17 protein-coding genes are annotated in these 24,585 nt (G+C 66.7%); 5 read left to right on the forward strand and 12 right to left on the reverse strand.

Translation table 11 applies throughout. The annotated features are described in order from the left end of the window. Positions 1 to 3 precede the first annotated feature (3 nt). Complete coding sequence (gene prpC / locus UUA_RS10330) at positions 4 to 1,149, reverse strand: bifunctional 2-methylcitrate synthase/citrate synthase (protein WP_008436562.1); 1,146 nt, start codon at positions 1,147 to 1,149, stop codon at positions 4 to 6. Between the two features lie 68 nt (positions 1,150 to 1,217). Further along, positions 1,218 to 2,102: a methylisocitrate lyase gene (gene prpB, locus UUA_RS10335; RefSeq protein WP_008436563.1), complete on the reverse strand. Its 885-nt coding sequence runs from the start codon at positions 2,100 to 2,102 to the stop codon at positions 1,218 to 1,220. Between the two features lie 167 nt (positions 2,103 to 2,269). Between prpB and UUA_RS10340 the strand changes: the two genes are divergently transcribed. From UUA_RS10340 to ahpF, 3 genes are all read left to right on the forward strand, one after another. Then, positions 2,270 to 3,586, forward strand: coding sequence for a dicarboxylate/amino acid:cation symporter (locus tag UUA_RS10340; RefSeq protein ID WP_081491531.1), 1,317 nt, complete (start codon positions 2,270 to 2,272; stop codon positions 3,584 to 3,586). Positions 3,587 to 3,768: 182 nt separating this feature from the next. Then, positions 3,769 to 4,332, forward strand: coding sequence for an alkyl hydroperoxide reductase subunit C (ahpC, locus tag UUA_RS10345; protein WP_008436565.1), 564 nt, complete (start codon positions 3,769 to 3,771; stop codon positions 4,330 to 4,332). A 130-nt stretch (positions 4,333 to 4,462) separates the two neighbouring features. Next, entirely contained in the window at positions 4,463 to 6,052 is a 1,590-nt protein-coding gene (gene ahpF, locus UUA_RS10350; RefSeq protein WP_008436566.1) for an alkyl hydroperoxide reductase subunit F, read from the forward strand. A gap of 94 nt (positions 6,053 to 6,146) precedes the next feature. On the opposite strand, the gene prpE is transcribed toward ahpF, so the two are convergent. The 6 genes from prpE to UUA_RS10380 form a co-directional block, all read right to left on the reverse strand. Next, complete coding sequence (prpE, locus tag UUA_RS10355; protein WP_008436567.1) at positions 6,147 to 8,039, reverse strand: propionate--CoA ligase; 1,893 nt, start codon at positions 8,037 to 8,039, stop codon at positions 6,147 to 6,149. 158 nt (positions 8,040 to 8,197) lie between these two features. Continuing rightward, a complete protein-coding gene (locus UUA_RS10360) occupies positions 8,198 to 9,184 on the reverse strand; it encodes a malate dehydrogenase (RefSeq protein WP_008436568.1) in 987 nt (328 codons plus the stop codon). Between the two features lie 56 nt (positions 9,185 to 9,240). Then, a complete protein-coding gene (locus UUA_RS10365; protein WP_008436569.1) occupies positions 9,241 to 10,440 on the reverse strand; it encodes an aminotransferase class I/II-fold pyridoxal phosphate-dependent enzyme in 1,200 nt (399 codons plus the stop codon). A gap of 133 nt (positions 10,441 to 10,573) precedes the next feature. Next, positions 10,574 to 11,005, reverse strand: a complete 432-nt coding sequence (locus UUA_RS10370; protein ID WP_008436570.1) for a YidB family protein — start codon at positions 11,003 to 11,005, stop codon at positions 10,574 to 10,576. Between the two features lie 162 nt (positions 11,006 to 11,167). Then, entirely contained in the window at positions 11,168 to 11,677 is a 510-nt protein-coding gene (locus tag UUA_RS10375) for a peptidylprolyl isomerase (protein ID WP_008436572.1), read from the reverse strand. Between the two features lie 76 nt (positions 11,678 to 11,753). Continuing rightward, positions 11,754 to 13,499 carry a 3-hydroxybutyrate oligomer hydrolase family protein gene (locus UUA_RS10380; RefSeq protein ID WP_008436574.1) on the reverse strand — a complete coding sequence of 582 codons (1,746 nt, stop codon included), beginning with the start codon at positions 13,497 to 13,499 and terminating at the stop codon, positions 11,754 to 11,756. Positions 13,500 to 13,696: 197 nt separating this feature from the next. On the opposite strand from UUA_RS10380, the gene UUA_RS10385 reads away from it, so the two are divergent. Next, positions 13,697 to 14,356 (forward strand): response regulator transcription factor, encoded by a 660-nt coding sequence (locus tag UUA_RS10385; protein ID WP_008436577.1) that lies wholly within the window; start codon positions 13,697 to 13,699, stop codon positions 14,354 to 14,356. Between the two features lie 282 nt (positions 14,357 to 14,638). Continuing rightward, positions 14,639 to 15,679: a cytochrome-c peroxidase gene (locus tag UUA_RS10390; RefSeq protein WP_039953781.1), complete on the forward strand. Its 1,041-nt coding sequence runs from the start codon at positions 14,639 to 14,641 to the stop codon at positions 15,677 to 15,679. Positions 15,680 to 15,756: 77 nt separating this feature from the next. Here UUA_RS10390 and UUA_RS10395 read toward each other — a convergent pair whose 3' ends face one another. From UUA_RS10395 to UUA_RS19345, 4 genes are all read right to left on the reverse strand, one after another. Next, complete coding sequence (locus UUA_RS10395; protein WP_008436580.1) at positions 15,757 to 19,065, reverse strand: hybrid sensor histidine kinase/response regulator; 3,309 nt, start codon at positions 19,063 to 19,065, stop codon at positions 15,757 to 15,759. A gap of 961 nt (positions 19,066 to 20,026) precedes the next feature. Continuing rightward, positions 20,027 to 21,061, reverse strand: coding sequence for an extracellular catalytic domain type 2 short-chain-length polyhydroxyalkanoate depolymerase (locus tag UUA_RS10400; protein WP_008436581.1), 1,035 nt, complete (start codon positions 21,059 to 21,061; stop codon positions 20,027 to 20,029). 74 nt (positions 21,062 to 21,135) lie between these two features. After that, complete coding sequence (locus UUA_RS10405) at positions 21,136 to 23,421, reverse strand: TonB-dependent receptor (RefSeq protein WP_008436582.1); 2,286 nt, start codon at positions 23,419 to 23,421, stop codon at positions 21,136 to 21,138. A gap of 136 nt (positions 23,422 to 23,557) precedes the next feature. Beyond that, a complete protein-coding gene (locus UUA_RS19345; RefSeq protein WP_153023011.1) occupies positions 23,558 to 24,379 on the reverse strand; it encodes an esterase/lipase family protein in 822 nt (273 codons plus the stop codon). Positions 24,380 to 24,585 lie beyond the last annotated feature (206 nt).

Consider the following 24,585-nt stretch of genomic DNA (forward strand, 5'->3'; position numbering starts at 1 on the left):
TGCCTAGCGCTTGTCGATCGGCACGTAGGCCTGGTCTTCCGGGCCGGTGTAGTTCGCGCTGGGGCGGATGATCTTGCCGTCCTGGCGCTGCTCGATCACGTGCGCGCTCCAGCCGGAGGTGCGCGAGATCACGAACAGCGGCGTGAACATGGCGGTGGGCACGCCCATCATGTGGTAGGCGCTGGCGGAGAACCAGTCGAGGTTCGGGAACATCTTCTTGACCTCGCCCATCACCTTCTCGATCCGTTCGGACACGTCGAACAGGGTCGGATTGCCGCCGTCGGTGCACAGCTTGCGCGAGACTTCCTTGATGATCTCGTTGCGCGGATCGGACACCGTGTAGACCGGGTGGCCGAAGCCGATGATGATCTCCTTGCGCTCGACGCGGGCACGGATGTCGGCTTCGGCATCGTTCGCGTTGCGGTAGCGCGCGATGATCTCCATCGCCACCTCGTTCGCACCGCCGTGCTTCGGACCGCGCAGCGCACCGATCGCGCCGGTGATCGCTGAATACATGTCCGAACCGGTGCCGGCGATGACTCGCGCAGCGAAGGTCGAGGCGTTGAACTCGTGCTCGGCGTACAGCACCAGCGACTTGTCCAGCGCCTGCGCATGCAGCTCGCTGGGCTTCCTGCCATGCAGCAGATGCAGGAAGTGGGCGGCGATCGAGTCGTCGTCGGTCTCGGTCTCGATGCGCTTGCCGTTGTGGCTGAAGTGGTACCAGTACAGCAGCATCGAGCCGAAGCTGGCCATCAGGCGGTCGGCGATGTCACGCGCGCCGGTGACGTTGTGGTCGTCCTTCTCCGGCAGCACGGTGCCGAGCACCGAGCAGCCGGTGCGCAGCACGTCCATCGGATGGGTGGCGGCCGGCAGCAGTTCCATCGCCGCTTTCACCGGCGCCGGCAGGCCGCGCAGGCGCTTCAGCCGCGCACGGTAGTTGTTCAGTTCGGTCCAGTTCGGCAGCACGCCATGCACCAGCAGGTAGGCCACCTCCTCGAAGCAGCCCTTGGCGGCCAGATCGTGGATGTCGTAGCCGCGGTAATGCAGATCGTTGCCGCTGCGGCCGACCGTGCACAGCGCGGTGTTGCCCGCGGCCACGCCGGACAGGGCGACGGATTTCTTGGCCTTGGGTAGGACTTGCTCGCTCATCGGTAATCTCCAGGGTGCAGGTTGGTGCTTTTCGGCGGAGGCCCGCCACGGCCCCCCTACGGCAAGGGTCAGCTTTGCTTCGAGAACAGCGCGTCGAGTTTGTCCTCGTAAGCGTGGTAACCGAGGAAGTCGTACAGCTCCTCGCGCGTCTGCAAAGTGTCGATGATGTTCTTCTGCGTGCCTTCGCGGCGCACGGTCTCGTAGAAATTCAGCGCCGCCTTGTTCATCGCGCGGTAGGCGCCGCAGCAGTACAGCGCGATGTCCACGCCGGCGTCGCGCAATTCGTCGGTGGTGAAGAACGGGGTGGAACCGAACTCGGTGAGGTTGGCCAGGATCGGCACTTTCACCGCGGCCTTGAACTTGCGGTAATCGGCCAGCGTCTTCATTGCCTCGGGGAAGATCATGTCGGCGCCAGCCTCGACGTAGGCCACCGCGCGCTCGATCGCCGCGTCGATGCCTTCGACGGCCGCCGCATCGGTGCGCGCCATGAGCACGAAGCCGGGGTCGGTGCGCGCGTCGACCGCCGCCTTCACCCGGTCGACCATCTCGTCCTTCGACACCACTTCCTTGCCGGGACGGTGGCCGCAACGCTTCTGCCCCACCTGGTCTTCCATGTGCACGGCCGCCACGCCGATGCGCTCGAACGAGCGGATCGTGCGCGCAATGTTGAACGCCCCACCCCAGCCGGTGTCGATGTCGACCAGCAGCGGCAGACCGGTGGCGTCGACGATACGGCGCGCGTCGGTGAGCACGTCTTCCATCGTGCTGATGCCCAGATCCGGTATGCCCAGCGAATTGGCGGCCACGCCGCCGCCAGACAGGTACAGCGCCTTGTAGCCGACGCGTTTTGCCATCAGGCCGGCGTAAGCGGTGATCGCACCCATGACCTGCAGGGGCTGCTCGGCGGCGAGTGCGGCGCGAAAACGTGCGCCCGGGGATGCTGGCTGCGTCATATGGCCTCCGTCAAAGCGGCCATTTTAGCCCATGCCCGTCCGCAACCGGGATTGGACTTTCCGCCACACCTGCGTGCCGCCAGGGCGTCGGCGTGGCCGGGGCCGGGGCCGCGGGCAGCGAAAATTCCTGCGTGACGAATCCGCCATGGCCCCGTACATTCAACCGGATGAGCACATCGACTCCTCTCGCAAAACGCATCCTCTGGGGCCTCGTGATTGGCGTGGTCGCCGCCGTGGCCACGCTGGGCATCGGCCAGTGGCATCCGCCCACGCTGGCGCTGATGCAGAAGATCTCCGGCGCGGTGTTCGACCCGTTCGGGCAGATCTTCCTGCGCATGCTGTTCTTCGTGGTGATCCCGCTGGTGTTCACCTCGCTGGCCTCCGGCGTGGCCCAGCTCGGCCGGCTGGACCGGCTCGGTCCGCTGGCCGGCCGGACCTTCCTGCTGTTCTTCCTCAACATGGGCATCGCCGTGGCGATCGGCCTGGTGATGATGAACACGGTGCAGCCGGGCCATCACCTGAGCGAGGAGGCGCGCAGCCAGCTGATGCAGGAATACGGCAGCAGCGCGCAGCAGACGATCAACAAAAAGGCGGCCCAACCCGGCGTGAGTTTTGGCACGCTGGTGGAGATGTTCATGCCGCGCAACCTGCTCGGCGCAGTGGCGGGCCCCAGCCGCGACGCGCTGGGCGACGTGCTGCCGCTGATTCTGTTCGCGATCCTGGTCGGCGCCGCGGCCACCCAGTTGCGCGAGAAGGAGCGCAAGCGGGTGCAGATGGCGCTGGACACGATCACCGACCTGATGACCAAGATCGTCGGCTTCGCGCTGGAACTGGCCCCCTATGCGGTGCCGGCGATGATCTACAGCGTGATCGTCAAGGTCGGCGTGGACGTGTTGCTGGCGCTGTCGGTGTTCGTGGTCGGCTGCACCGTGGCGCTGGCGTTGCACCTGTTCGGCACGATGTCGTTGTGGTTGCGCTTCCTCGCCGGACGCTCACCGCTGGCTTATTTCCGGCAGATCCGGCCGCTGCTGATCACCGCGTTCTCGACCAGTTCCAGCAGCGCGTGCCTGCCCGCCTCGCTGGCGGTGGCGCACGACGAGTTGGAGCTCAACCCCAGCACGGCCGGCTTCGTGCTGCCGCTTGGCGCAACCATGAACATGAGCGGCACCGCACTGTTCGAGGGCTGCGTGGTGCTGTTCGTGGCGCAGGCATTCGGCGTGGAACTGAGCCTGAGCCACCAGGCCATCCTGATGCTGCTGTCGGTGCTCAGCGCGGTAGCCGTGGCCGGCATACCAGGCGGCTCGCTGCCGATGATCGCCGGTCTGCTGGCCACCTTCGGCATTCCGCCCGAGGGCATCGGCATCATCATCGGCGTCGACCGCATCCTCGACATGATGCGCACCACGGTGAACGTGGGCAGCGACATCGTCACCGCCACCGTGGTCGATTACCAGCTGCGCGACCGCCTCGCTGCGGCACCGTAACCCCATTCGCGCACGGCATGACTGGACGGGCGGGGCTTGAGGTCGCCCCGTCCGGCCTCATATGTGTATGGTTCAATCGATAGTTTTAGCCAATCGAACCCATGTCAACAATCAATTAGATTTATCCAACCACGGGCCGTAACATCTCTGCATCCTCCAACCACCATGGGAAGCAAGCAACGATGTCCCTGATCAACACCGAAGTGAAACCGTTCAAGGCCCAGGCCCTCAAGGCTGGCAAGTTCATCGAAGTCACCGACGCCAACCTGAAGGGCAAGTGGTCGGTCGTGTTCTTCTACCCCGCCGACTTCACCTTCGTCTGCCCGACGGAGCTTGAGGACCTGGCCGACAACTATGCCGAGTTCCAGAAGCTGGGCGTGGAGATCTACTCGGTGTCCACCGACACCCACTTCGCGCACAAGGCCTGGCACGACACCTCGGACGCGGTGAAGAAGATCCAGTACACCATGGTCGGCGACCCGACCCACCAGCTCTCGCGCAATTTCGACGTGCTGATCGAAGCCGACGGCATCGCCGATCGCGGCACCTTCGTGATCGACCCGGCGGGCAAGATCCAGATCGTCGAGATCACCGCCGGCGGCATCGGCCGCGACGCCAAGGAACTGCTGCGCAAGGTCAAGGCCGCGCAGTACGTCGCCAGCCACCCGGGCGAAGTCTGCCCGGCCAAGTGGAAGGAAGGCGAGAAGACCCTGGCTCCGTCGCTGGACCTGGTCGGCAAGATCTAAGCGTCACCGCGCCATGCGCCGCGGGCCCGGAGTTCTTCCGGGCCCGCCCCACCGGAACACGACTGCGAAGCAACGCCCGGCCCGCCCGGGTGCCGGCCGCACTCACCCTGAAGAAACCCACGGAGTTGCCATGTTGGATGCCAATCTCTCTACCCAGTTGAAGGCCTATCTGGAAAAGGTCACGCAGCCGATCGAGATCGTTGCGTCCCTTGACGACAGCGCCAAGTCCGCCGAACTGAACGAACTGCTCGAACAGATCGCCTCGCTGTCCGACCGCATCAGCCTGGTGCGCCGCGACGACAACGCACGCAAGCCCTCGTTCGCAATCAACCGTGTCGGCAGCGACATCGGCGTGCGCTTCGCCGGCATTCCGCTGGGCCATGAATTCACCTCGCTCGTGCTCGCCCTGCTGCAGGTCGGCGGCCATCCGTCCAAGGCCGCGGCCGAGGTGATCGAGCAGGTACGCAATCTCGATGGCGATTACAAGTTCGAGACCTATTTCTCGCTGTCCTGCCAGAACTGCCCCGACGTGGTGCAGGCGCTGAACCTGATGAGCGTGCTCAACCCGCGCATCCAGCACGTGGCCATCGACGGCGCCTTGTACCAGGACGAGGTCGAGGCGCGCCAGGTGATGTCGGTGCCCACCGTCTATCTCAACGGCGAAGTGTTCGACCAGGGCCGCATGAGCCTGGAGCAGATCCTGGCCAAGCTCGACACCGGCGCCAGCGTCCGCGAGGCCGAGAAGATCAAGACCAAGGGCGCGTTCGACGTGCTCGTCGTCGGCGGCGGGCCCGCCGGCGCCGCGGCGGCAATCTATGCCGCGCGCAAGGGCATCCGCACTGGCGTGGCGGCCGAGCGTTTCGGCGGCCAGGTACTGGACACCATGGCGATCGAGAACTTCATCTCCGTGCCGTACACCGAAGGCCCAAAACTGGGCGCGGCGCTGGAGCAGCACGTGCACGAATACGACGTGGACGTGATGAACCTGCAACGCGCCGAGAAGCTGGTGCCGGCCAGCGAACCGGGCGGGTTGATCGAAATCGAATTGGCCAGCGGCGCCACGCTGAAGTCGAAGACCGTGATCCTTTCCACCGGCGCGCGCTGGCGGCAGATGGGCGTACCCGGCGAAGAGGAGTACCGCAACAAGGGCGTGGCCTACTGCCCGCACTGTGACGGTCCGCTGTTCAAGGGCAAGCGCGTGGCGGTGATCGGTGGCGGCAACTCCGGCGTGGAGGCGGCGATCGACCTGGCCGGCATCGTGGCCCACGTCACTCTGATCGAGTTCGACGGCAAGTTGCGTGCGGACGAAGTGCTGCAGCGCAAGCTGCGCAGCCTGCCCAACGTCGACGTGATCGTCAGTGCGCAGAGCACCGAAGTGCTGGGCGACGGCCAGAGGGTCACCGGCCTGGTCTACAAGGACCGCGCCGACGGCATGATGCACAGCCTCGCACTGGAAGGCATCTTCGTGCAGATCGGCCTGCTGCCGAACACCGAATGGTTGAAGGGCACGCTAGAACTCAGCCCACGCGGCGAGATCGTGATCGATGCGCGGGGCCAGACCTCGCTGCCCGGCGTGTTCGCCGCCGGCGATGCCACCACCGTGCCGTACAAGCAGATCGTGATCGCGATGGGCGCCGGTTCCACTGCCGCGCTGAGTGCGTTCGACCACCTGATCCGCAGCCCGCTGGCGGCAGTGGAAAAGAAAGCGGTAGCGGCCTGATCGCCGCTTTGTAGGGCGGGCACTGCCCGCCGCTCTTGATCCACTGCCAATCACGGCACAAAGCGAACCGGCGGGCCGTGCCCGCCCTACGTCATCAACCCTGGTCGGGTCCGCGTTCCAGCGCACGACGGATATCGTCGAGCGCGCCCGGGTCGTCCAGCGTGGACAAATCGCCCGGGTCGCGTTGCTCCGCCAGCGCCTGCAGCGAGCGGCGCAGCAGCTTGCCGGAGCGGGTCTTCGGCAGCGCGTTCACCACGTAGACACGCGACGGTTTCGCCACGCCGCCGAGCTGGTCGACCACGCGCTGCTGCATCGCCTGCGCCACCGCATGGGCGCCGTCGCCGGTATCCTGCTTCAGCGTGGCGAACACGATCGGCACCTGCCCTTTCAGCTCGTCCTTCACGCCGATCACCGCCGCTTCGGCCACCGCGGGGTGGCTGGCCACCGACTCCTCGATCTCGCGCGTACCGAGGCGGTGCCCGGCCACGTTGATCACATCGTCGGTGCGGCCGAGCACGAACGTGTAGCCGTCCTCATCGCGAACCGCCCAGTCCAGCGAGCTGTACAACAACTCGCGGAAGTGGCTGAAGTAGCTGTGCACGTAGCGGTCGTCGTCGCGCCACACGGTGGTCAGGCAGCCCGGCGGCAGCGGCAGCTGGAACACCAGCACGCCCTTGCTGCCGGCGGCAACTTCCTTGCCGGTATTCTCGTCGATCACCTTCATCCGGTAGCCCGGCGCCGGCAGGCCGGGCGAGCCGAATTTCACCGTCTTCAGCTCCAGCCCCGGCATCAGGGTGATCGCCGGCCAACCGGTCTCGGTCTGCCAGTAGTTGTCGATCACCGGCACGCCGAGCGCGTCGGTGATCCACTGCGCGGTCGGCTCGTCCAGCGGCTCTCCGGCGAGGAACAGCCACTTCAGTTTCGACAGGTCGTACTTCTTCAGCCAGCTCTCATCCTGCTTCTTCAGCACGCGGATCGCGGTGGGCGAAGAGAACATCGTACGCACGTTGTAGCGCTCGCACAGCTGCCACCAGATGCCTGCATCCGGCCGCGTGGGCAGGCCCTCGTACAGCAGCGAGGTGGCGCCGCCGATCAGCGGCCCATAGACATTGTACGAATGCCCCACCGCCCAGCCCACGTCCGAGGTGGCGAACATCACCTGCCCCGGCGCGATGTCGAACACGGTGCGGATCGACAGTGCCATCGCCACCGCGTAGCCGCCCACGTCGCGCTGCACGCCCTTCGGTTTGCCGGTGGTGCCGGAGGTGTACAGGAGGTAGCTTGGTTCGTTCGATTCCAGCCACGCCACCGGCACCTCGGCACCCTCGTGGCGCGCGCGCAGCTCGGCGTAGTCGAGGTCGCGCCCGGGCACCCGGGTCATCTGCGGATCCAGCTTGCGATCGACGATCAGCACGTGCGGCGGCGGTGCGGAGGACTCGTTCAGCGCCGCGTCGACCAGCGGCTTGTACGGAATCACGTTGCCCGCACGCATGCCGGCATCGGCGCAGACCAGCAGCTTCGGCTGCGCGTCGTCGATGCGCAGCGCCAGGTTGTGCGCGGCGAAGCCGCCGAATACCACCGAATGGATTGCGCCGATGCGCGCGCACGCCAGCATCGCGAACACCGCCTCGGCCATGTTCGGCAGGTAGATCACCACGCGATCACCCTTGCCCACGCCCAGCGACTGCAGCACCGCGGCAAACGTGTTCACCTCGCGATACAGCTGGCGGTAGGTGAACTCGCGGGTGATCCCGGTTTCGCTGGAGATCGCCACCAGCGCCAACTGTTCCGGTCGCTCGGCCAGGTGCCGGTCGATCGCGTTGTAACAGAGGTTGGTGGTACCGCCGACAAACCAGCGCCGGAACGGCGGGTTCGACTGGTCAAGGATCTGCCGCGGCGGCGAATCCCAGTGGATCATTCGCGCCTGCTCGGCCCAGAACTGCTCCGGCTCGTCGACCGACTGCCGGTAGAAATCCTCGTAACGCATGGGGCAGGCTCCGGGCTTCGTTGCCGCAAGCCTAGAACACGCCGCCGGCGGCATCATCGCGACGATGGTCGTAGTCGCCGACGGCCAGAGCAGCCCCGGACAGAAACCAAGAGGGCGGCCCATGGCCGCCCTCGTTCGCACGCGATGAACCGCAGCGCTTACTTCCTGGCAAACAGGTGCTCGACGCCGGCGCGCTCCTCGCGCAGTTCCTTGTCGGTGGCGTCCATGCGGGCGCGCGAGAACGCGCCGATTTCCAGACCCTGCACGATGGCGTACTTGCCATCCTTCACCGTCACCGGGTAGCCGTAGATCACGCCCGGGGCGATGCCGTAAGAACCGTCCGACGGAATGCCCATCGAAACCCAGTCGCCCTCTGCCGTGCCCAGCGCCCAGGTGCGCATGTGGTCGATTGCGGCCGAGGCGGCCGAGGCCGCGGAGGAAGCGCCGCGCGCCTTGATGATCGCCGCGCCGCGCTGCTGCACGGTGGGGATGAAGTCGCTCTCGTACCAGGCCTGGTCGACCAGCGACAGCGCCGGCTTGCCGTCGACGGTGGCGTGGTGCAGGTCCGGATACTGGGTGGAGCTGTGGTTGCCCCAGATGATCATCTTTTTCACGTCGGTGTTGTGCTTGCCGGTCTTCTCGGCCAGCTGGCTCTTGGCGCGGTTGTGGTCGAGGCGGACCATCGCGGTGAAGCACTTCGGGTCCAGGTCCGGCGCGTTCTGCTGGGCGATCAGCGCATTGGTGTTGGCCGGGTTGCCGACCACCAGCACCTTCACGTCACGCTTGGCGTGGGCGTTGAGCGCCTTGCCCTGCGGGCCGAAGATGGCACCGTTCGCCTCCAGCAGGTCCTTGCGCTCCATGCCCGGGCCGCGCGGACGGGCGCCGACCAGCAGCGCGTAGTCAACGTCCTTGAATGCGACGTTGGCGTCGTCGGTGGCAACCACGCCAGCCAGGGTTGGGAACGCGCAGTCATTCAGCTCCATCACCACGCCCTGCAGCGCGGGCAGCGCCGGGGTGATTTCCAGCAGGTGCAGGATCACCGGCTGGTCCGGACCCAGCATGTCGCCGGCGGCGATGCGGAACAGCAAGGCATAGCCGATCTGGCCAGCGGCGCCGGTAACGGCAACTCGAACGGGGGCTTTCATCGTGATTCTCCGGGATTGGGATACGGGATTCGGGATTCGGTTGAAGAACCCGGACTTCAAGTCAGCTCGGCGAAGAACTGCTGGATACGTTGTAGGCCCGGCTGCAATTGTGCGGCCGGGCAGGTATAGGAAATGCGCATCGCGCGCGGCTCGCCGAAGGCGGACCCCGGCACGCAGGCGACGCCCGTGGCTTCCAGCAGCGCAGCGCAGAACTCCACATCGTTGCCGATCTTCGTGCCGCCGTGGCTCTTGCCGAACGCCACCGAGATGTCCGGGAACGCGTAGAACGCGCCCTGCGGCCGCGGGCAGACTACGCCGGGGATGGCGGTGAGTGCGGTGAACACGATGTCGCGCCGGTCGGCGAAATCCTTGCACTTGACCTGCGGGATGTCCTGCGGACCCGATAGGGCCGCGACGGCGGCGGCGCTGACCACTTCCGGCAGGCTGGTGATGTGGTTGGAGTTGAGCGTGGTCACCGCCTTGGCCACCGACTCCGGCCCGGCCAGCAGGCCGACGCGCCAGCCCGGCATGCCGTAGGTCTTGGACACCGAGTCGACGAAGATCACCCGCTCGCGCAGCTCCGGCTTCGCGTGCACGAAGTTGTGGTAGCCCAGCCCGTCGAACACCATCGCATTGTAGATGTCGTCGGTGATCACCCAGGTGTCCGGGTACTTCACCAGCATCTCGGCCAGCGCGGCGATCTCCTCGCGCGTGTAGACCATGCCGGTCGGGTTGGACGGGTTGTTGAACAGGAACACCTTAGGCTTGCGTGCCAGCGCCGCGTCGAGCTGGGCCGGGGTGAGCTTGTAGTTCTGCTCCGGCCCGCAATGCATCACGTTGGTCTTCGCGCCCACGATGTCAGCGATGTCGCGGTAGGTGGTCCAGTACGGCGCGGCGAAGGCGATCTCGTCGCCCTCGTCCAGCAGCGCCTCGGCCAGGTTGTACAGCACCTGCTTGGCGCCGATGCCGATCGACAGGTTCATCCGCGTATAGCCAGTGAAACCCAGCGCCTCGATGTGCTTCAGGAACGCATCCAGCAATGCGTCGGCGCCGCGGTTGCTGCCGTACTGGCCGGAATCGTGCGACAGCGACTCGCGCGCCGCAGCGTACACGTGCTCGCCCGGCAGGAAGTTCGGTACACCAATGGAGAAGCTGATGATGTCGCGGCCGGCAGCCTTGAGCTGCTTCGCCTTTTCGGCAATCACCATGATCGCGCTGGGTTTGGCGCGGCCGACACGCTGGGCGAGCTGGGGCATGGAGTTCTCACGCAGGGGGAGGAAGCAAAGGCGCGCATTTTATCACGCCGCCCGCAGTGGGGCGGTCGCCCGCGCACGCCGGGAAGGCGCAGCGCGGCCTGAGCGGCCCGCTCGCCCCCTCAGCCCCGCGACCTCAGCCCAGCAGTTTGCCTGCCAGCCCTTCGAGCATGCCGAGGTTGAAGCCGCCGCCAGCTTCCTGCTGCTCTCCCGGTAGCTGGCCGTTCGGCGTCATGTGGTCGACCGCCTGCGGAAGCATCTTCGACAGGCCGCCCAGCAACGCATTCGGATCCATGCCCAGCTTGCCCGCCGCTTCCTGCACCAGCGACCCGAGGCCGCCGTTCTGCAGCGCCTGGCCCAGTTGCTCGGCTGACACCGGCTGGTTGGCGCCGGTGCCGACCCACGACTGCACCGCAGTGCCGAGCCCATGCTGTTGCAGCATGCCGACCAGGCCCTGCACGCCGCCCGCCTTCTCGATCAGCTGGCCCGCGACGGCAATCAGCGAACCGGCGCCGGCTGGCGCCCCCTGTTGTCCCTGGCCACCGAGCAAATCATCGAGGAATGACATCGTCGTTCTCCCTGCATGGTGATGGATCGAATATGCGGCGCGGCGATCATAAGCGCCCCGGGAATCCGCCATGACAAGGTCGCGTGAAAACCCGGCAGAGACGACCACAAAAAAACCGCCGGCGGGCGGCCGGCGGTTTCCCTTGGGCACGAAGGCACCCGCTCAGCCGCGCCGGTCGAGCACCGCGTTCCATTCCGCCACGCGGTCGGCCTGCGCCGCCAGCAGCGCGTCGACGTCGCCTTCCACGCTGACCTTCTCGATCGTGTCGCCCTGACGGATCGCGTTGACCACGTCCATGTCGGCCGCGTCGACCACTTCGCCGAACACGCTGTGCTTGCCATCCAGCCACGGCGTCGGGCCGTGGGTGATGAAGAACTGGCTGCCGTTGGTGCGCGGGCCGGCATTCGCCATCGACAGCACGCCCGGCTTGTCGTGGCGCAGCGACGGATTGAACTCGTCCTCGAACTTGTAGCCCGGACCGCCACGGCCGCTGCCCTCGGGGCAACCGCCCTGGATCATGAAGTCGGCGATCACGCGATGGAACGACAGGCCGTCGTAGTAGCCGCGGCGGGCCAGGTTGACGAAACTGGCGACGGTGACCGGCGCCTTGTCTTCGTGCAGGCGCAGGTGGATCGGGCCGCGGTTGGTGGTGAAGGTGACGTTGATGGTCATCGCAAATCCTTGGGTCTGAAGGCGGCTGCGCGCCGGAGCGCCGGCGCGTGGACGGTCAAGGATAACCCAGCAATATCTATAGACCCAGCGCGGCCCGCTCCAGCGGGCCGACCCCACGCGGCCGTGCGGCCGGCACCGGCGCGTCGAGCGGCCACGTCGCGCCTTCGTACAGATAGGCCCACAGCCGATCCAGCGCGGCGTAACCATACGGCAGCAGCGGCACGTAGTGTTCGCCGAAACCGGGCAGCGCCAGGAACGCGTCGAAGTGCTGCGCGTGCGGCACCTTCCAGTAGATCGGCCGGCGCCCTTCGTCGCGCAGCCAGGCCACGTAGGGTTCGGAGCTGAACGCGGTCGGCAGCAGGCCGTCGCCGGCGCCATGCAGCACCCACAGCGGCAGGTCCTTGCGCGGCAGCCGCGCCGCGGTGGCCGCGACCGCGGCGTGCAGCATCTGTGATTCGTGGTCGTCGCCGGTCCACAGCGCGCGCAGGCATTCGCTGCCGATGAGGGTGGGATCGGTCGAGACGTTCATGCCGCCGAACAGGCCGATGCCATTGCCCGGCGGGATGCCCGAGCCGTCTGCCCACCAGCTGGCCCGCGTCATCGGATCGGCCACGCCCGGCAGCCCGCCCGCGCCGATCGCCGCGTAGTGAAAACCGCACGGCATGTCGGCGGCGCCGCGGCGCAGGTAGGCCGAGGCGTAGCCCGCGGCGACCGCCCGCCACAGGTCGAAGGCAGTCGTGCTGGCCGCCGTCTGCATCGCCTCGTCGGTCCAGCCGCGCGCGTGCAGGTATTGCCGCGCCTGTTCCGCCTGCGCCGCGATGGTGCTGCCGTCGAGCTTGCCCTGCGCGCGCAGGCTGGCGCAGCGGATCGGCCATGCCGGCAACGGCACGCCACGCGGCCCGCGCGCCAGCGGCACCGGGGCAAAAAGCTCCGCGCTCAGCGCGCATGACAGCCAGATCGCCGCCTCGGTGGCGTAGTCGTACAGCGCGCGACCGCGGTCCTTCACGTGCACGTTCGGTTCCAGCGCCACCACGCCGGCGAAGAAGTGTTCCTGGTCCAGTCCCGCCGCCTGCAGCACGGCCCCGCCGCCATTGGAAATGCCGACGGCGATGATCTTCGTGTTCTGTGGCGTGAACGGCGCTTCGCCAGGGAACGCGCGGTCGAGCATGGCCAGCCCGAACTGCGCCGCCTGGATCACGTGGCGGCCCCAGTCACCTTCCGGGTTGTCGCCCGAATGCGCGTGCTTGATCGCGATGCCCGCGCTGGACGATGCCGGCGGCGGCTGGAACTCCAGTTCCGCCTCGCCGCGCTTCACGCGACGGCCGTCCAGCGCCACGCCGCTGTCGTCGGCGTAATCGAAGTAACCCGCGCCAGTGCCCTTGTCGGTGTACGCCACCGCGCAGCCGTGCGGTAGACCCCACGCGCCGGCCAGCGCGATCGCGCCGTAGATACCGCGCGAACCGGACGAGGCGGTCACCACCAGGCAACGCTTCTGCCGGTCGAAATTGTCCGGCAACTGCAGCAGCACGCGATGCGGCGAACGGGCGCCGGGGATGCGCGCGAACGTCTGGTACTCGCGCCCCGGCACGTCCGGCACGCCGCCGTAGACAGTGCCGTAGCCGCCGAGCGGGCCGAGATCGGCGATGCCTTTCCAACTGGTCTGGATGGCGCGCCGGCGCAGTTCCACCGCGTCTGGGTCCAGCGGGTTGGCGAACGGCGATGGCGCACTGGCCAGACCCGCCAGGCCCAGGCCTGCACTCAGCAGGTCGTCATGGCCGCGATGCCCGGTCACCCGCACGTCGCCGTAATCGACCTCATGCATGACAGACTCCTTCCTCGTCCCCTGGCTGGCACAGGCCGACAGCATGACCGATACCAGCGCGGACAAGAACAGCGGCAGCGAAATGCGCACGGATTTCTTCATCCAGCCACCATAACAAGTGCACCGGCGGCCGCCATCGTACGAAAGTCCACGCGCCGAACTCGACGCGGTCGCCGCGGCCCGCTAACGTCAACCCCATGACGAAGCTGCTGATCGCCGACGACCACCCGCTGTTTCGCGCCGCGCTGCGTCTGGCGGCCGGCGAGAACCTCGATGATTGCAGCGTGCGCGAGGCGGCCGACCTGCCCGGGGTACTCGCCGGGCTGGCCGCCGAGCCGGATACGGACCTGGTCCTGCTCGACCTGCACATGCCTGGCAGCCAGGGCTTGTCCGGCTTGGCCGCACTGCGCGGCCAGCACCCCGGCGTCGCCGTGCTGGTGGTGTCCGCCCACGACGACCCGCGCATCGTGCGCCGCGTGCTCGACCACGGCGCCGCCGGCTTCATCCCCAAGAGCGCCAGCCCCGCCGAGATCGGCGTGGCGATCCGCAGCGTGCTCGACTGCGGCAGCTGGCTGCCACCCGGACTGGCCGAAGCCGTCGCCGCCCTGCCCGTCAACCCGGCCGACGCCGACCTCGCCAGTCGCCTCGCCCGCCTCACCGAGCAGCAGTCCCGAGTGCTCGCCTTGCTGGCCGAGGGACTGCTCAACAAGCAGATCGCCGATCAGCTCGGCATCCAGGAACGCACGGTGAAAGCGCACGTCACGGCGATCTTCGAAAAGCTCAAGGTGCGCAATCGAACCCAGGCGGGAATGGTGCTGCGGGCGCTGGAGCTGGGGGAGCCGGCAAGAACGGCATGAGCCTCCGACCGCCTGACGTCCAACTCCGTGCCTGGGCCGCTCCGCCAGACCTGGCAGCCTGCATGCCCGTGCGATATCCAGCCGAGTTGTTGATGCGGATCAACTAGGCGCGGTCCGGGCAGCGCGATCATCCTGCGGCATGTGGCGGAAACCGTCCCCCGCGAGCGGTTGTCGACCATGCTGCGGGCCGGCCCTGGATGGCGCTCTGTCCCGGCACGGCATCCATGGATGCCACACACATTCCACGCGGGTCATCGCGCAAGCGAGCAAGGAGGTTTCTCCATGTACTCGAAAGCGGTCGCATCCCTGATTGTCCTTGCTTGCTGTGCACCAGGCGCGGCCTGGTCGCAGTCGGCCTTGATGAAACAGGCACAGGGACTGTTCAAGCCGATACCCGCCAGTGCGCCGTCGCTACCGGGCAATGATTCGACACCCGCCAAGCTGGCCCTTGGCAAAATGCTCTACTTCGAGCCCCGTCTCTCCGAAAGCCACATCATCAGCTGCAATTCCTGCCACATGGTCGGCATGGGTGGCGTCGACCTGCAGGAAACCTCGCTGGGCCATCGCTGGCAGCATGGCGGGCGCAACGCACCCACCGTCTACAACGCCGTGTTCGATGTCGCGCAATTCTGGGATGGAAGGGCGAAGGATCTCGAACAACAGGCCGGCGGACCGCTGGTCAATCCGGTCGAAATGGGCACCACGGAAACGCACGTCGTCGAGCAACTCAAAGGCATTCCAGGCTATGCCACCGCGTTTGCCAAGGCCTATCCCGGCGCGTCCGACCCGATCACGCTCGACAACGTTCGCAAAGCCATCGCTGTGTTCGAGGCGACATTGATCACGCCCCATGCGCCGTTCGACCGCTACCTCGGCGGCGACGACAAAGCGCTCGATGCCGTTCAGAAAGAGGGATTGGCGCTGTTCATCAGCAAGGGCTGCGCCGCCTGCCATAACGGCGTCAACATCGGTGGCGGCATGTACGCCCCGTTCGGCGTCGTCGAGCGCCCCGGCGCCGAGATTCTGCCGCCGGGCGACAAGGGGCGTTTCACGGTGACCAAGACCGTCAGCGACGAATACGTATTCCGGGTGCCCTCGCTGCGCAACATCACCCTTACCGCTCCCTATTTCCACACTGGCAAGGTCTGGGATCTGCGGCAGGCGATTGCGATCATGGGGAGCAGCCAGCTTGGCGCCACGCTGACCGACGACGAGGTTGGGAAAATCCAGACTTTCCTTGGCGCACTGACCGGCGAGCAGCCTGTTGTCACACTGCCGATCCTGCCGCCGAGTGTGGCAACGACCCCGCGACCCAAGCCGTAGGTAGAGCTCGGGATGCATGCGGGGGCATCGCCCAGCGCAGCCACGGAGCAATCCCGCCTGGGCCGCGGCGCCTGCCGTCACGACCGCGGCAGGCCGGCCGCAACCCGCTGCAGAACCTGCCGCAACGCCAGCGGCTTGAGCGGCTTGTAGAGCACGCTGATGCCGGCTTCCAGCAACCGCTGGCGCAGCTCACCGTCGCGGTCGGCGGTGAGCATCACGGTCGGCACGTCGGCGTGCCGCGCACGCAGCAGTTCCCACGCCTCCAGCCCGGTCTGGCCGCCGTCGAGGTGGAAATCGAGGATGTGCAGATCCGGCCGCCACGGTGCCGCCAGCGCCTGCGCGGAGTTACGTGCTGCATGCACGTGCCAGCCCCAACTGGTCAGCAGACTGCCGAGCGCGGCGAGCGCGGCCGGCTCGTTGTCCAGCACCAACGCGCGGCCAGCCGGCAGCGAGCGCGGCGTGTCGACGATCGGCGGCAGCCGGATGGCCGCGCGCGCCAACGGCACGTCGAGATGGAACACGCTGCCTCGGCCAGGCCAGGAACGCAGCCCGAGCGGATGGCCGAGCAGGTCGGCCATGCGCTGCGCGATCGACAGGCCCAGCCCGAGCCCTTGTCCGCCCGCCGTGCTGCCGCGACGGAACTCCTGGAAGATCAACTGCTGCTCTTCGGACGCAATGCCGGGACCGGTGTCCCACACCTCGACGCGCAGCAGCGCGCCATGCCGGCGCACGCCCAGCAGCACGCGGCCATGCTCGGTATAGCGCAACGCGTTGGACAGGAAGTTCTGCAGCACCCGGCGCAGCAGCTGCGGATCGGAACGCACCCAGGCACGCGTGCCGACCACGTCCAACCGCACGCCGCGGTCGAGCGCGATCGCGCGGAATTCCGCAGCCAGCGGATCGAGTATCTCGGCCAGCGCGAATGCGCGCGGTTGCGGATGCAGGCGGCCGCCCTCGAGCCGGGCCACGTCGAGCAGGCCGGTGAGCAGGCCTTCGGTGGCGGCCAGCGCGCCGTTGAGGTGCTGCGCGGTGGCCGCATCCCCGTCGCGCTCGGTGAGCGAGTGGGCGAACAGCTGCGCCGCATGCAGCGGCTGCATCAGGTCGTGGCTGACCGCGGTGAGGAAGCGGCTCTTCGACGCATTCGCCGCCTGCGCCTCGGCCGAGGCCGCGGCCAGTTCGCGGGTGCGTTCCTCCACCCGCAGCTCCAGCGTCTCATTGACGCGCTTCAGCGCGGCCTCAGCTTGACGGAACGCGGTGACGTCGGTGAAGGTGGCCACGAAGCCGCCGTCGGGCATCGGGTTACCGCGGATCTCGACGATGGTGTCGCCGGGGAAACGCCGCTCGGACAGATGCCGCGTGCCGGCCCGCATGTGCGCCAGCCGCCGCTGCACGCGCGCATCCGTTTCGCCGGGACCGAGCATGCCGGCGTCGATGTTGTGGCGGGTCAGTTCGGCCACCGGGCGGCCTACCTGCAGCAGTTCGGGCGGGTAGTCGAACAGTTGTGCATACGGGGTGTTCCAGGCGACCAGGCGCAGTTCGGCGTCGACCACGCAAATGCCCTGGCTCATGTTCTCCAGCGCCGCCTCCAGCACGCGCTGGTTGAAGCGCAGGTCCTGCGCCGCCTCGCCGACGATCGCCACTACCGTGTCCAGGTCGTCGCGGCCCTGCCGGTGCACCACCTCCAGCAGCAATCGCGCCGAGGCAGCGCCGATCACCGCAGCCAGCTCGTGCTCGACCTCGGCGACCCGCGCACTGCCGGCAGGCCCCGCAGCGGGCGCGTTGGCAAACAGGTGATCGACCCGCTCCGACGGCAGGAAGCGCATCGCCAGCGCGCGCAACTCGACCAGGCCGACATCGCCTACGCTGACCACACGCGCCGCCCTGCCGAAGCGCGAGCCGGCCACCGCCAGCATCACCACGATGTTGGCCAGCAGGCTCACCACCACGGCACGGCCCAGCCGGTTCCAGTTGCCGAGCCCGAGCAGATCGTCCGGCGCCAGCCAGTGCAGACCGAACGGTCCACCACGCAGCCATGCCGGCGCGACCGGCAACAGGGTCGGCAGCACCGCATAAACCCACACCAGGGTACCGGCGGTGAGCCCGGCCATCACCGCACGCGAGCCCAGCTGCGGCCGGTACACCGCTGCCAACAGCGCCGGGGTGAGCCCGGCCAGCGCGGAGAATGAGATCGCGCCGATGTCGGCCAGCGCCTCGTTGCGCGCCAGCACGCGGCTGTACGCCCACGCCAGCAGGATCAGCACCAGGATCGCCACGCGCCGGTGGTTCAGCAGCTCGCCGCGCAGGTCGCCGTGTTCGTCGCGCCCCCAGCCGGCGCGCACGCGCAGCGGCGCGATGAAATGGTTGACCACCATCAGGCTCAACGCCAGCGTGGCGATCACCACCATGCTGGTGGCCGCGCTCAGGCCACCCAGAAACGCGACCAACGCCAGGCCATGCTCGCCGCGCGCCAGCGGCAACGCCAGCACGTACATGTCCGACGACACCCCGCTCGACCCCAGCCACGCATCGCCCAGCCGCGCCAACGGCAGGATCGGCAGCGAGATCAGCAGCAGATACAGCGGGAACAGCCAGCGCGCGGTGCGCAGCTGCCCGTCGTCGCGACACTCCACGATGCCCGCGTAGAACTGGTGCGGCATGGTGAACATCGCCAGCGCGCCGAGCAGGATCAGCGCCGGGAAACCGCCGCTGTCCGGCGGCGGCGGCACGTAGTTCGGCAAGCCTGTCGGCAAGGCGGTGAACAGCAACGTGCCCAGCGCCAGCATGGCGCCGAGCTTGAACAGCGACTCGAACGCCATCGCCAGCACCAGGCCGCGGTTGTGCGCCATAGTCGACGCCCGCCGCGTGCCGAACAGCATCGCGAACAACGCCATCAGCAACGCCACGTACAGCGCACTGTCCTGCCACGGACTGGATTCGGCCAGTTGGCCGTGGCTGAGGATGCCGTAGCTCATCGCCACCGCTTTCAGCTGCAGCGCGATGTACGGCACGATGCCGATCACCACCACCGCGGTGACCAGCGCCGCCAGCCCGGAATGCCGCCCCAGCCGTACCGCGATCAGGTCGGCCAGCGAGCCGGCGTTGTATTCGCGTACCAGTTGCACCAGCCGGCCGAGGAACTTCAGCGCGAACAGATACATCAGGATCGCCCCGACAAACGTCGGCGGCAGCCACCAGCCCGAACGGCTGGCCTGGGTCACCGTGCCGTAGAACGTCCACGAGGTGCAGTGGATCGCCAGCGACAGCGCGTACACGATCGCCCAGCGCTTCTCGAACAGTTGCGGCCGCCGCTCGCCGAGCAGGGCCACGCCGAACAGCAGGCCGAGCCAGCACAGCGCCGCGATGGCGATGACGCTGGCGCTCAGCATGGACGCCGCCTTGATGGCGGGCACGGCTCCAGCCGCAAAGCCGCGCTCGCGCCGCGCCGCTCCATCAAAGCGAAACGCCTTCGCCCTCCCGCGCCTGTAGGAGCGCGCCCTGTGCGCGATGCTCTTTCTGCATTCAGAGCGAAGAGCGGTCGATCGCCTGCGGCGACCGAGTCACTTTTCTCTTGCGTGGCCAAGAGAAAAGTAACCAAAAGAGAAGGCCACCCCGCTTGGCGCTTGCCGGGCATCGGGCAACCGCTCCCGCGTTGCCTCAACTCGGACATCCATGCCCTCGCCGTGCCCGGCAAGTCCGTGAGTCGGGGCCGGGCTTTTTGAGCGGGCATCCTGCCCGCGCGAAAAGGAGCCGACATCCCTGTCGGCTCCCGCTTCGCGGCCTGTCGACCCCGACTCACCGCCGCGCAAGGGACCCCGGGTAGAGCAGCGGGCCATCGTGGCCCGCACTCGATGATGAAGCCGAAAAGCCAAAGCCACGGCAAAGCGTCGCTTTGCCGTGGCTTTGCTCCTGCTCCCGATCTGGCTCCTCTGAAGAGTGCGCGCAGGATGCGCGCTGCTCTACCGGGGGCCCCTCTGCAGCGGCGGCCGGGCGGAGGAAAGCCCGCAGGGTGGTTCGCATGGATGCGAACCAGTTTGTCATCAGGGCAGGATGCCCTGTCGACAAACCCCGTAGCCCGACCGCGAACTTTCCGGGCACGGCGAGAGCATGGATGCCCGAGTTGAGGCAACGCAGGAGCGGTTGCCCGATGCCCGGAAAGCGCGGAAGCGGGGTGGCCTTTCTCTTTGGTTACTTTCTCTTTGGCCACGCAAAGAGAACGTAACTCGGCTGCCGTAGGCAGACGAAAGCTCTTGCTTCTGGAGCTTTTCGCTCTGAAGGCGGCAAGAGCAAGAGCATCGCGCACAGGGTGCGCTCCTACAGAAAAGCAAAAGCGCCGACGGCGCGCCGCCATCAATGCCCCGCCGGCAACCCCAGTGCGCGCACCGCGTTCACCACCCAGCGCAGCTGCACGCCGTGGCGGCTGTCGTAATCGGCTCCGGAATATCCCCACCAGTCCCAGCATGCTTGCGGATTCAAGGGCGCGAAACTTGCGCGGGTCTGAGGATATAGCACCGCCACGTCGTAGACGTCGGCCCAGCGGTTGAAGCCAGCGTCCGCGACGAAGGTCTTGCCCACCGCGGCGGCGTTCTGCTTGCAGCCGTGGAAGGCCACCACCAGGCCACAGGGCTTGCCGGCGAGGCAGGCCGGCGGCAGGTAGACGTAGCCGGTGTCGGCCAGGAACGCGTCGGCGCCGCCGGGGCGCAGCGCATCCTGGTCGAACGTGCGCAGCTCGCCCTGCGCCTTGTCTGCCGAGCGTGCCGGCTTGCCGAACATCTGCGCGAAGATCTCGCCGGCCGCGTCGAAACCGCAGTGACCCAGATATGGCGCCACCGACTTGTCGCAATCGTCGCCGCGGGCGGCTACCGGCAGGTTGTGCGCGAACGCGCGCGCGCCATCGTCGTGCACCTGCATGCCCTTCAGCGCCGGCGTGGCGTCGCGCAGTTGCCGGTAGAACTGCGCCCCCGCCTCGGCCACCGCAGGGGCCACCAGCGCATCGTCCTTGCCGTGCAGCAGATAGACGTGCGCATGGGCGAGATCCTTCAGCGCACCGATCTCGCCCGCCGCCGAGCGCTTCGCGGCATGGGCCACCAGCGCGGCCACGTCCGGTGCCGGCGTGCCTTTCATGCAGTTGCCCAGCGCCACGTCCAGCTTGCCATCGGCGCAGCCGTACGGGCCGCCCGCGACCAGGGCCGCGTTCGGGAACAGCTCCGGGTAGGCCATCTGCACCTGGCCGGCCATGTACGCCCCCGAAGAGAGGCCGACCACGGCGGTGCGCGCCGGGTCCAGCTTCAATCCGGGAAGGCCCGAACCGGTGTCTTTCGCACAAACGCCGCCGCTGGCCAGCAGGGCCAGCCACAGCAGGCGGGCTATCCATCGGGTATTCATCGGCTCGCTCCGTCTTGCAGGTTCACAAGGTATCCGCAGAAGCCCGCCAGCGAGCTCCTGCGGGTTGGCGTGGATCAGAAGTTGTAGCGCACGTTGGCGTACCAGTTGCGCGGCATGCCGTAGTACGCGGTGCGGATATTGCCAACGCTGGAGAACTCCTGGCCATCGGTCTTGTAGACCTTGTCGCCGAGGTTGCGCACGCCGGCGCGGAGCTGCCAGTGACCGTCGGCGGAGTCGTAGATGCCGAACAGGCCGGTGACCGAGTAGGCCTTCTGGCTCAGCGCGTCGTAGTTGTCCACGCTCAGCCAGGTCTCGCTGCGGTACGACCAGTCGGCGCCGATGGTGATTGCGCTGCCGTCGCTCAGGCTGAATGCCTGCGTGGCTGCAACCCGTGAGGTCCAGGTCGGCGAGAACGGTACGTGGTCGTGCAGGCGCGGGTTGTACAACGGATCGCTGGGATTGAGGCGATGGTCGACGAACTTGGAGTAGCGCGCGTCCATGTAGCCGACCTGGGCCGACAATCGGGTGCCCTGGCCGAACACGGCGGCACCTTCGAACTCGATGCCGTCCATCTTCAGCTTGGCCGCGTTGATCACCGGGAAGGCGAAGGTCGGGGTGATCGAGCCTGGGTTCTGCACTTCCGACACGCGGGCCTGGAAGTCCGTGTAGTTGCTGTGGAACGCGGCCAGGTTCGCTTGCAGCTTGTTGTCGGCCGAGCGCCATTTCAGGCCCAATTCGTAGGTCCACACGTACTCGGGGTTGTACTCGGCACTCTTCGTTTCGGCTTTGGTGTTGGCGCGGCCGTTGAAGCCGCCGGACTTGAAGCCGCGGCTGGCCGAGGCGTAGACCATGGTCTGCGGATCGAGCTGCTTCTGCAGGCTGAGTGTGGGCGTCCATGCGTTCCAGCGCTTGCTCGCGTTGAAGGCCACGGTCTCGTTCAACCTGCCGAACGGCACGCCCCAGAACGTGCTGGTGCTGCGGTCGTAGTCCTTGTGGTCGCTGCTGTAGCGCACGCCCGCGGCCAGCGTCCAGCTCGGCACGAACTCCCAGTTCATGTGGGCAAAGCCGGCGTACGTAGTGGTGGTGAGATCGTCGTCGATGGTGCGCAGGAAATTGATCCGTTTGCCGGCCAGCGCGAACAGGTCGCTGGCGTACGCTTCCTGGTGCGACGGCACGGTCTCGCGCAACCAGTACAGGCCATACACCGCCTGCAGGTTGCTGCCGTTGTCGTACTGCAGCTGCAGTTCCTGGCTGGCCTGCTTCTGGTGGAAGTCGACCAGCACGTCGCCCAACTGGAACTGCGAGGCGTCGATGTCGATGTAGGAATCGCTGTCGAGCTTGCGGAACGCGCTGATGCTCTTGAGGTTCCAGCGGTCGGACAGCTTCCAGTTGAGGTTCAGCGCGGCACCCTTGTGCTCGAGTTTCTGGCCCTTGTCCGGGTTGAACGAGGTGCGCGTCTTGAAGTCGTATTTCTTGTCCGGATCGGGGGTGTACAGCGCCACCGAACCGAACACCAAGTCGGTGCGCTTCAGCACGGAGACCGGCTGGCCCAGGGTGAGGCCGGTGTCCTGCTTGGTGTAGTCGAGACTGAGCACTGCATCGAAATTCTCCGACGGGTGGTAGCGCAGCTTGCCACGTACGGACTTGTTGTCCTCGTCGTTGTACTTGTGGCCGGTGGACGGATCGGTGACATAGCCGTCGGTCCTGGTCAGGCCGCCGGCGATCGAGGCCGACCATGCACCACCCAGCGGACCGCCAAGGTAGAACTTGCCTTCGCGCCGGCCGTAGTTGCCGAAACCGGCCTCGACCGAGCCTTCGGTACTGTCGCTCGGGTTCTTCGTCACCACCTTGACCGCGCCGCCGGTGGAGTTCTTGCCGTACAGCGTGCCCTGCGGGCCGCGCAGCACTTCCACGCGCTCGACGTCGAACAGGCTGATCAATCCGCCCTGGATGCGCGAGTAGTAGACGTCATCGACGTACATGCCCACGCCCGGGTCGAAGGTCTGCAGCGCGTCGGGCTGGCCGATGCCGCGGATGAAGATGTTCACCGCCGAGGACGAACCCCGGCCCTGCACGATGTTCATGTTCGGCACCGCGCCCTGCAGGCCGTCGACGCTGTTCGCCTGCAGGTCCTTCATGTCCTCGCCGCTGAACGCGGTGACCGCCACCGGCACCTTTTCCAGCGACTCGTCGCGGCGACGCGCGCTGACCGTCACTTCCTGCAGCTGCTTCGCCTCGGCCTGCTTCGCCGTCGTCGGCTTGGCGCTGGCATCCTCGTTCGCCTGCTGTGCTTGCAGTGGCGCCACCAGGGCCAGACCCAGAACCAGACCGATCGCCGAACTCAGATGCGTGCGTTTCATGACGTCCCCTTTTGCAGTGAATGCATCGCTCACGCGAATGCCGATAAAGGGAGCTTAGGCATGCGCGCGAAGCTGGGCACTTGTACCTTGGTACAGTGCCGCCGCTGCGTTCGCGACAGATTCAAATCCCGTCCAGTCAGGGTGCATCCAGCCAAGCCTTGACCTGGGCGATTGCAAGCGGCTCCCATCCCAGCTCCAGGTGGTTGACCGCAATGGTGGCACCACCACCATCATTAGCAATACCTACTACATCCCGGCAGCTCTGGATAAAAACAACACCATCCGATGGCCCTGTGTGTTCGTTATGCAAGAGCGCTATGTCGTTCTGATTTCCGCACAGATTGTGCACGCGAACACCTGGTGCCGATGGTGAGTTGCGAATAACGTCGACCAGTGATTTACCCATATAGGCGTCGATACCCGGGCCTTTGCTGTAATACCCCTGGCCACCAAAATAAGTCGTGTACCAGTCCTGTTCGTTGATTGGCAATGGATAAACCGAGTCCCATCGCTTCAGCAATTGTGCCGAGCCAGGAAAATAAGGAGAGTCATAGGTCCACTCCGCTCCGTCACGGAAAAAACCGTAGCACATCAGTCGATTGTGCGGGGTTGGGCCATTGATGACGCCGCCGCACGCAGGATAAACGACAAGGCTGAAGCTCCAGCCATGACGGAAAGACAAGTCAATCCCGTTGTTGGCCGAGCCCAGCAACAGCAGACGACGAACATCTCCTCGATAGGCTGTGCCCCAGGTCTTCTTCACGTTTGAAATGTACATCCGTGCATTGGAAGCCGCCTTGGACCAGGCAACCACGTCAACCTGTGTCGCGCCAGTGCGACTCCTGATTATGGCAACAGCATCCGCGATCTGCTCTGACCAGAAATAGCCATCGCCATTCTTGTGGGCCAGGCCCAGCGCGAACACCTTGTAGCCATCGGCTGAAAGCGACTGCATCATGCCAGTCGTGGGACAGGTCGCACGACCGCAGCCATAACCACCAGCTTCGTTCGGATTAGCCCGCGCGAGGTGGCGGATTCAACTCCGAAGTGCAGCGCGTTTGAACGACCGCTCGAACACTTCTTGCGGCGTGCGATAGCCTAACCGCTTGCGCGGCCGGTTGTTGAGTTTGTCTTCGACGTACTGGATGAAGGCGTCGTCGAAGG

This window comes from Rhodanobacter thiooxydans LCS2 (assembly GCF_000264375.1).
In the GTDB taxonomy this organism is placed as follows: domain Bacteria; phylum Pseudomonadota; class Gammaproteobacteria; order Xanthomonadales; family Rhodanobacteraceae; genus Rhodanobacter; species Rhodanobacter thiooxydans.

What these genes read in the sequence shown, in the direction of transcription:
- UUA_RS10360 (WP_008436568.1), bottom strand. Translation starts at nt 9,184, where the DNA reads ATGAAAGCCCCCGTTCGAGTTGCCGTTACCGGCGCCGCTGGCCAGATC.
- UUA_RS10390 (WP_039953781.1), top strand. Translation starts at nt 14,639, where the DNA reads ATGTACTCGAAAGCGGTCGCATCCCTGATTGTCCTTGCTTGCTGTGCA.
- UUA_RS10400 (WP_008436581.1), bottom strand. Translation starts at nt 21,061, where the DNA reads ATGAATACCCGATGGATAGCCCGCCTGCTGTGGCTGGCCCTGCTGGCC.
- prpB (WP_008436563.1), bottom strand. Translation starts at nt 2,102, where the DNA reads ATGACGCAGCCAGCATCCCCGGGCGCACGTTTTCGCGCCGCACTCGCC.
- UUA_RS10340 (WP_081491531.1), top strand. Translation starts at nt 2,270, where the DNA reads ATGAGCACATCGACTCCTCTCGCAAAACGCATCCTCTGGGGCCTCGTG.
- UUA_RS10395 (WP_008436580.1), bottom strand. Translation starts at nt 19,065, where the DNA reads ATGCTGAGCGCCAGCGTCATCGCCATCGCGGCGCTGTGCTGGCTCGGC.
- UUA_RS10370 (WP_008436570.1), bottom strand. Translation starts at nt 11,005, where the DNA reads ATGTCATTCCTCGATGATTTGCTCGGTGGCCAGGGACAACAGGGGGCG.
- UUA_RS10375 (WP_008436572.1), bottom strand. Translation starts at nt 11,677, where the DNA reads ATGACCATCAACGTCACCTTCACCACCAACCGCGGCCCGATCCACCTG.
- ahpC (WP_008436565.1), top strand. Translation starts at nt 3,769, where the DNA reads ATGTCCCTGATCAACACCGAAGTGAAACCGTTCAAGGCCCAGGCCCTC.
- ahpF (WP_008436566.1), top strand. Translation starts at nt 4,463, where the DNA reads ATGTTGGATGCCAATCTCTCTACCCAGTTGAAGGCCTATCTGGAAAAG.
- UUA_RS10385 (WP_008436577.1), top strand. Translation starts at nt 13,697, where the DNA reads ATGACGAAGCTGCTGATCGCCGACGACCACCCGCTGTTTCGCGCCGCG.
- prpE (WP_008436567.1), bottom strand. Translation starts at nt 8,039, where the DNA reads ATGCGTTACGAGGATTTCTACCGGCAGTCGGTCGACGAGCCGGAGCAG.
- UUA_RS10380 (WP_008436574.1), bottom strand. Translation starts at nt 13,499, where the DNA reads ATGCATGAGGTCGATTACGGCGACGTGCGGGTGACCGGGCATCGCGGC.
- UUA_RS10365 (WP_008436569.1), bottom strand. Translation starts at nt 10,440, where the DNA reads ATGCCCCAGCTCGCCCAGCGTGTCGGCCGCGCCAAACCCAGCGCGATC.
- UUA_RS10405 (WP_008436582.1), bottom strand. Translation starts at nt 23,421, where the DNA reads ATGAAACGCACGCATCTGAGTTCGGCGATCGGTCTGGTTCTGGGTCTG.
- UUA_RS19345 (WP_153023011.1), bottom strand. Translation starts at nt 24,379, where the DNA reads ATGATGCAGTCGCTTTCAGCCGATGGCTACAAGGTGTTCGCGCTGGGC.
- prpC (WP_008436562.1), bottom strand. Translation starts at nt 1,149, where the DNA reads ATGAGCGAGCAAGTCCTACCCAAGGCCAAGAAATCCGTCGCCCTGTCC.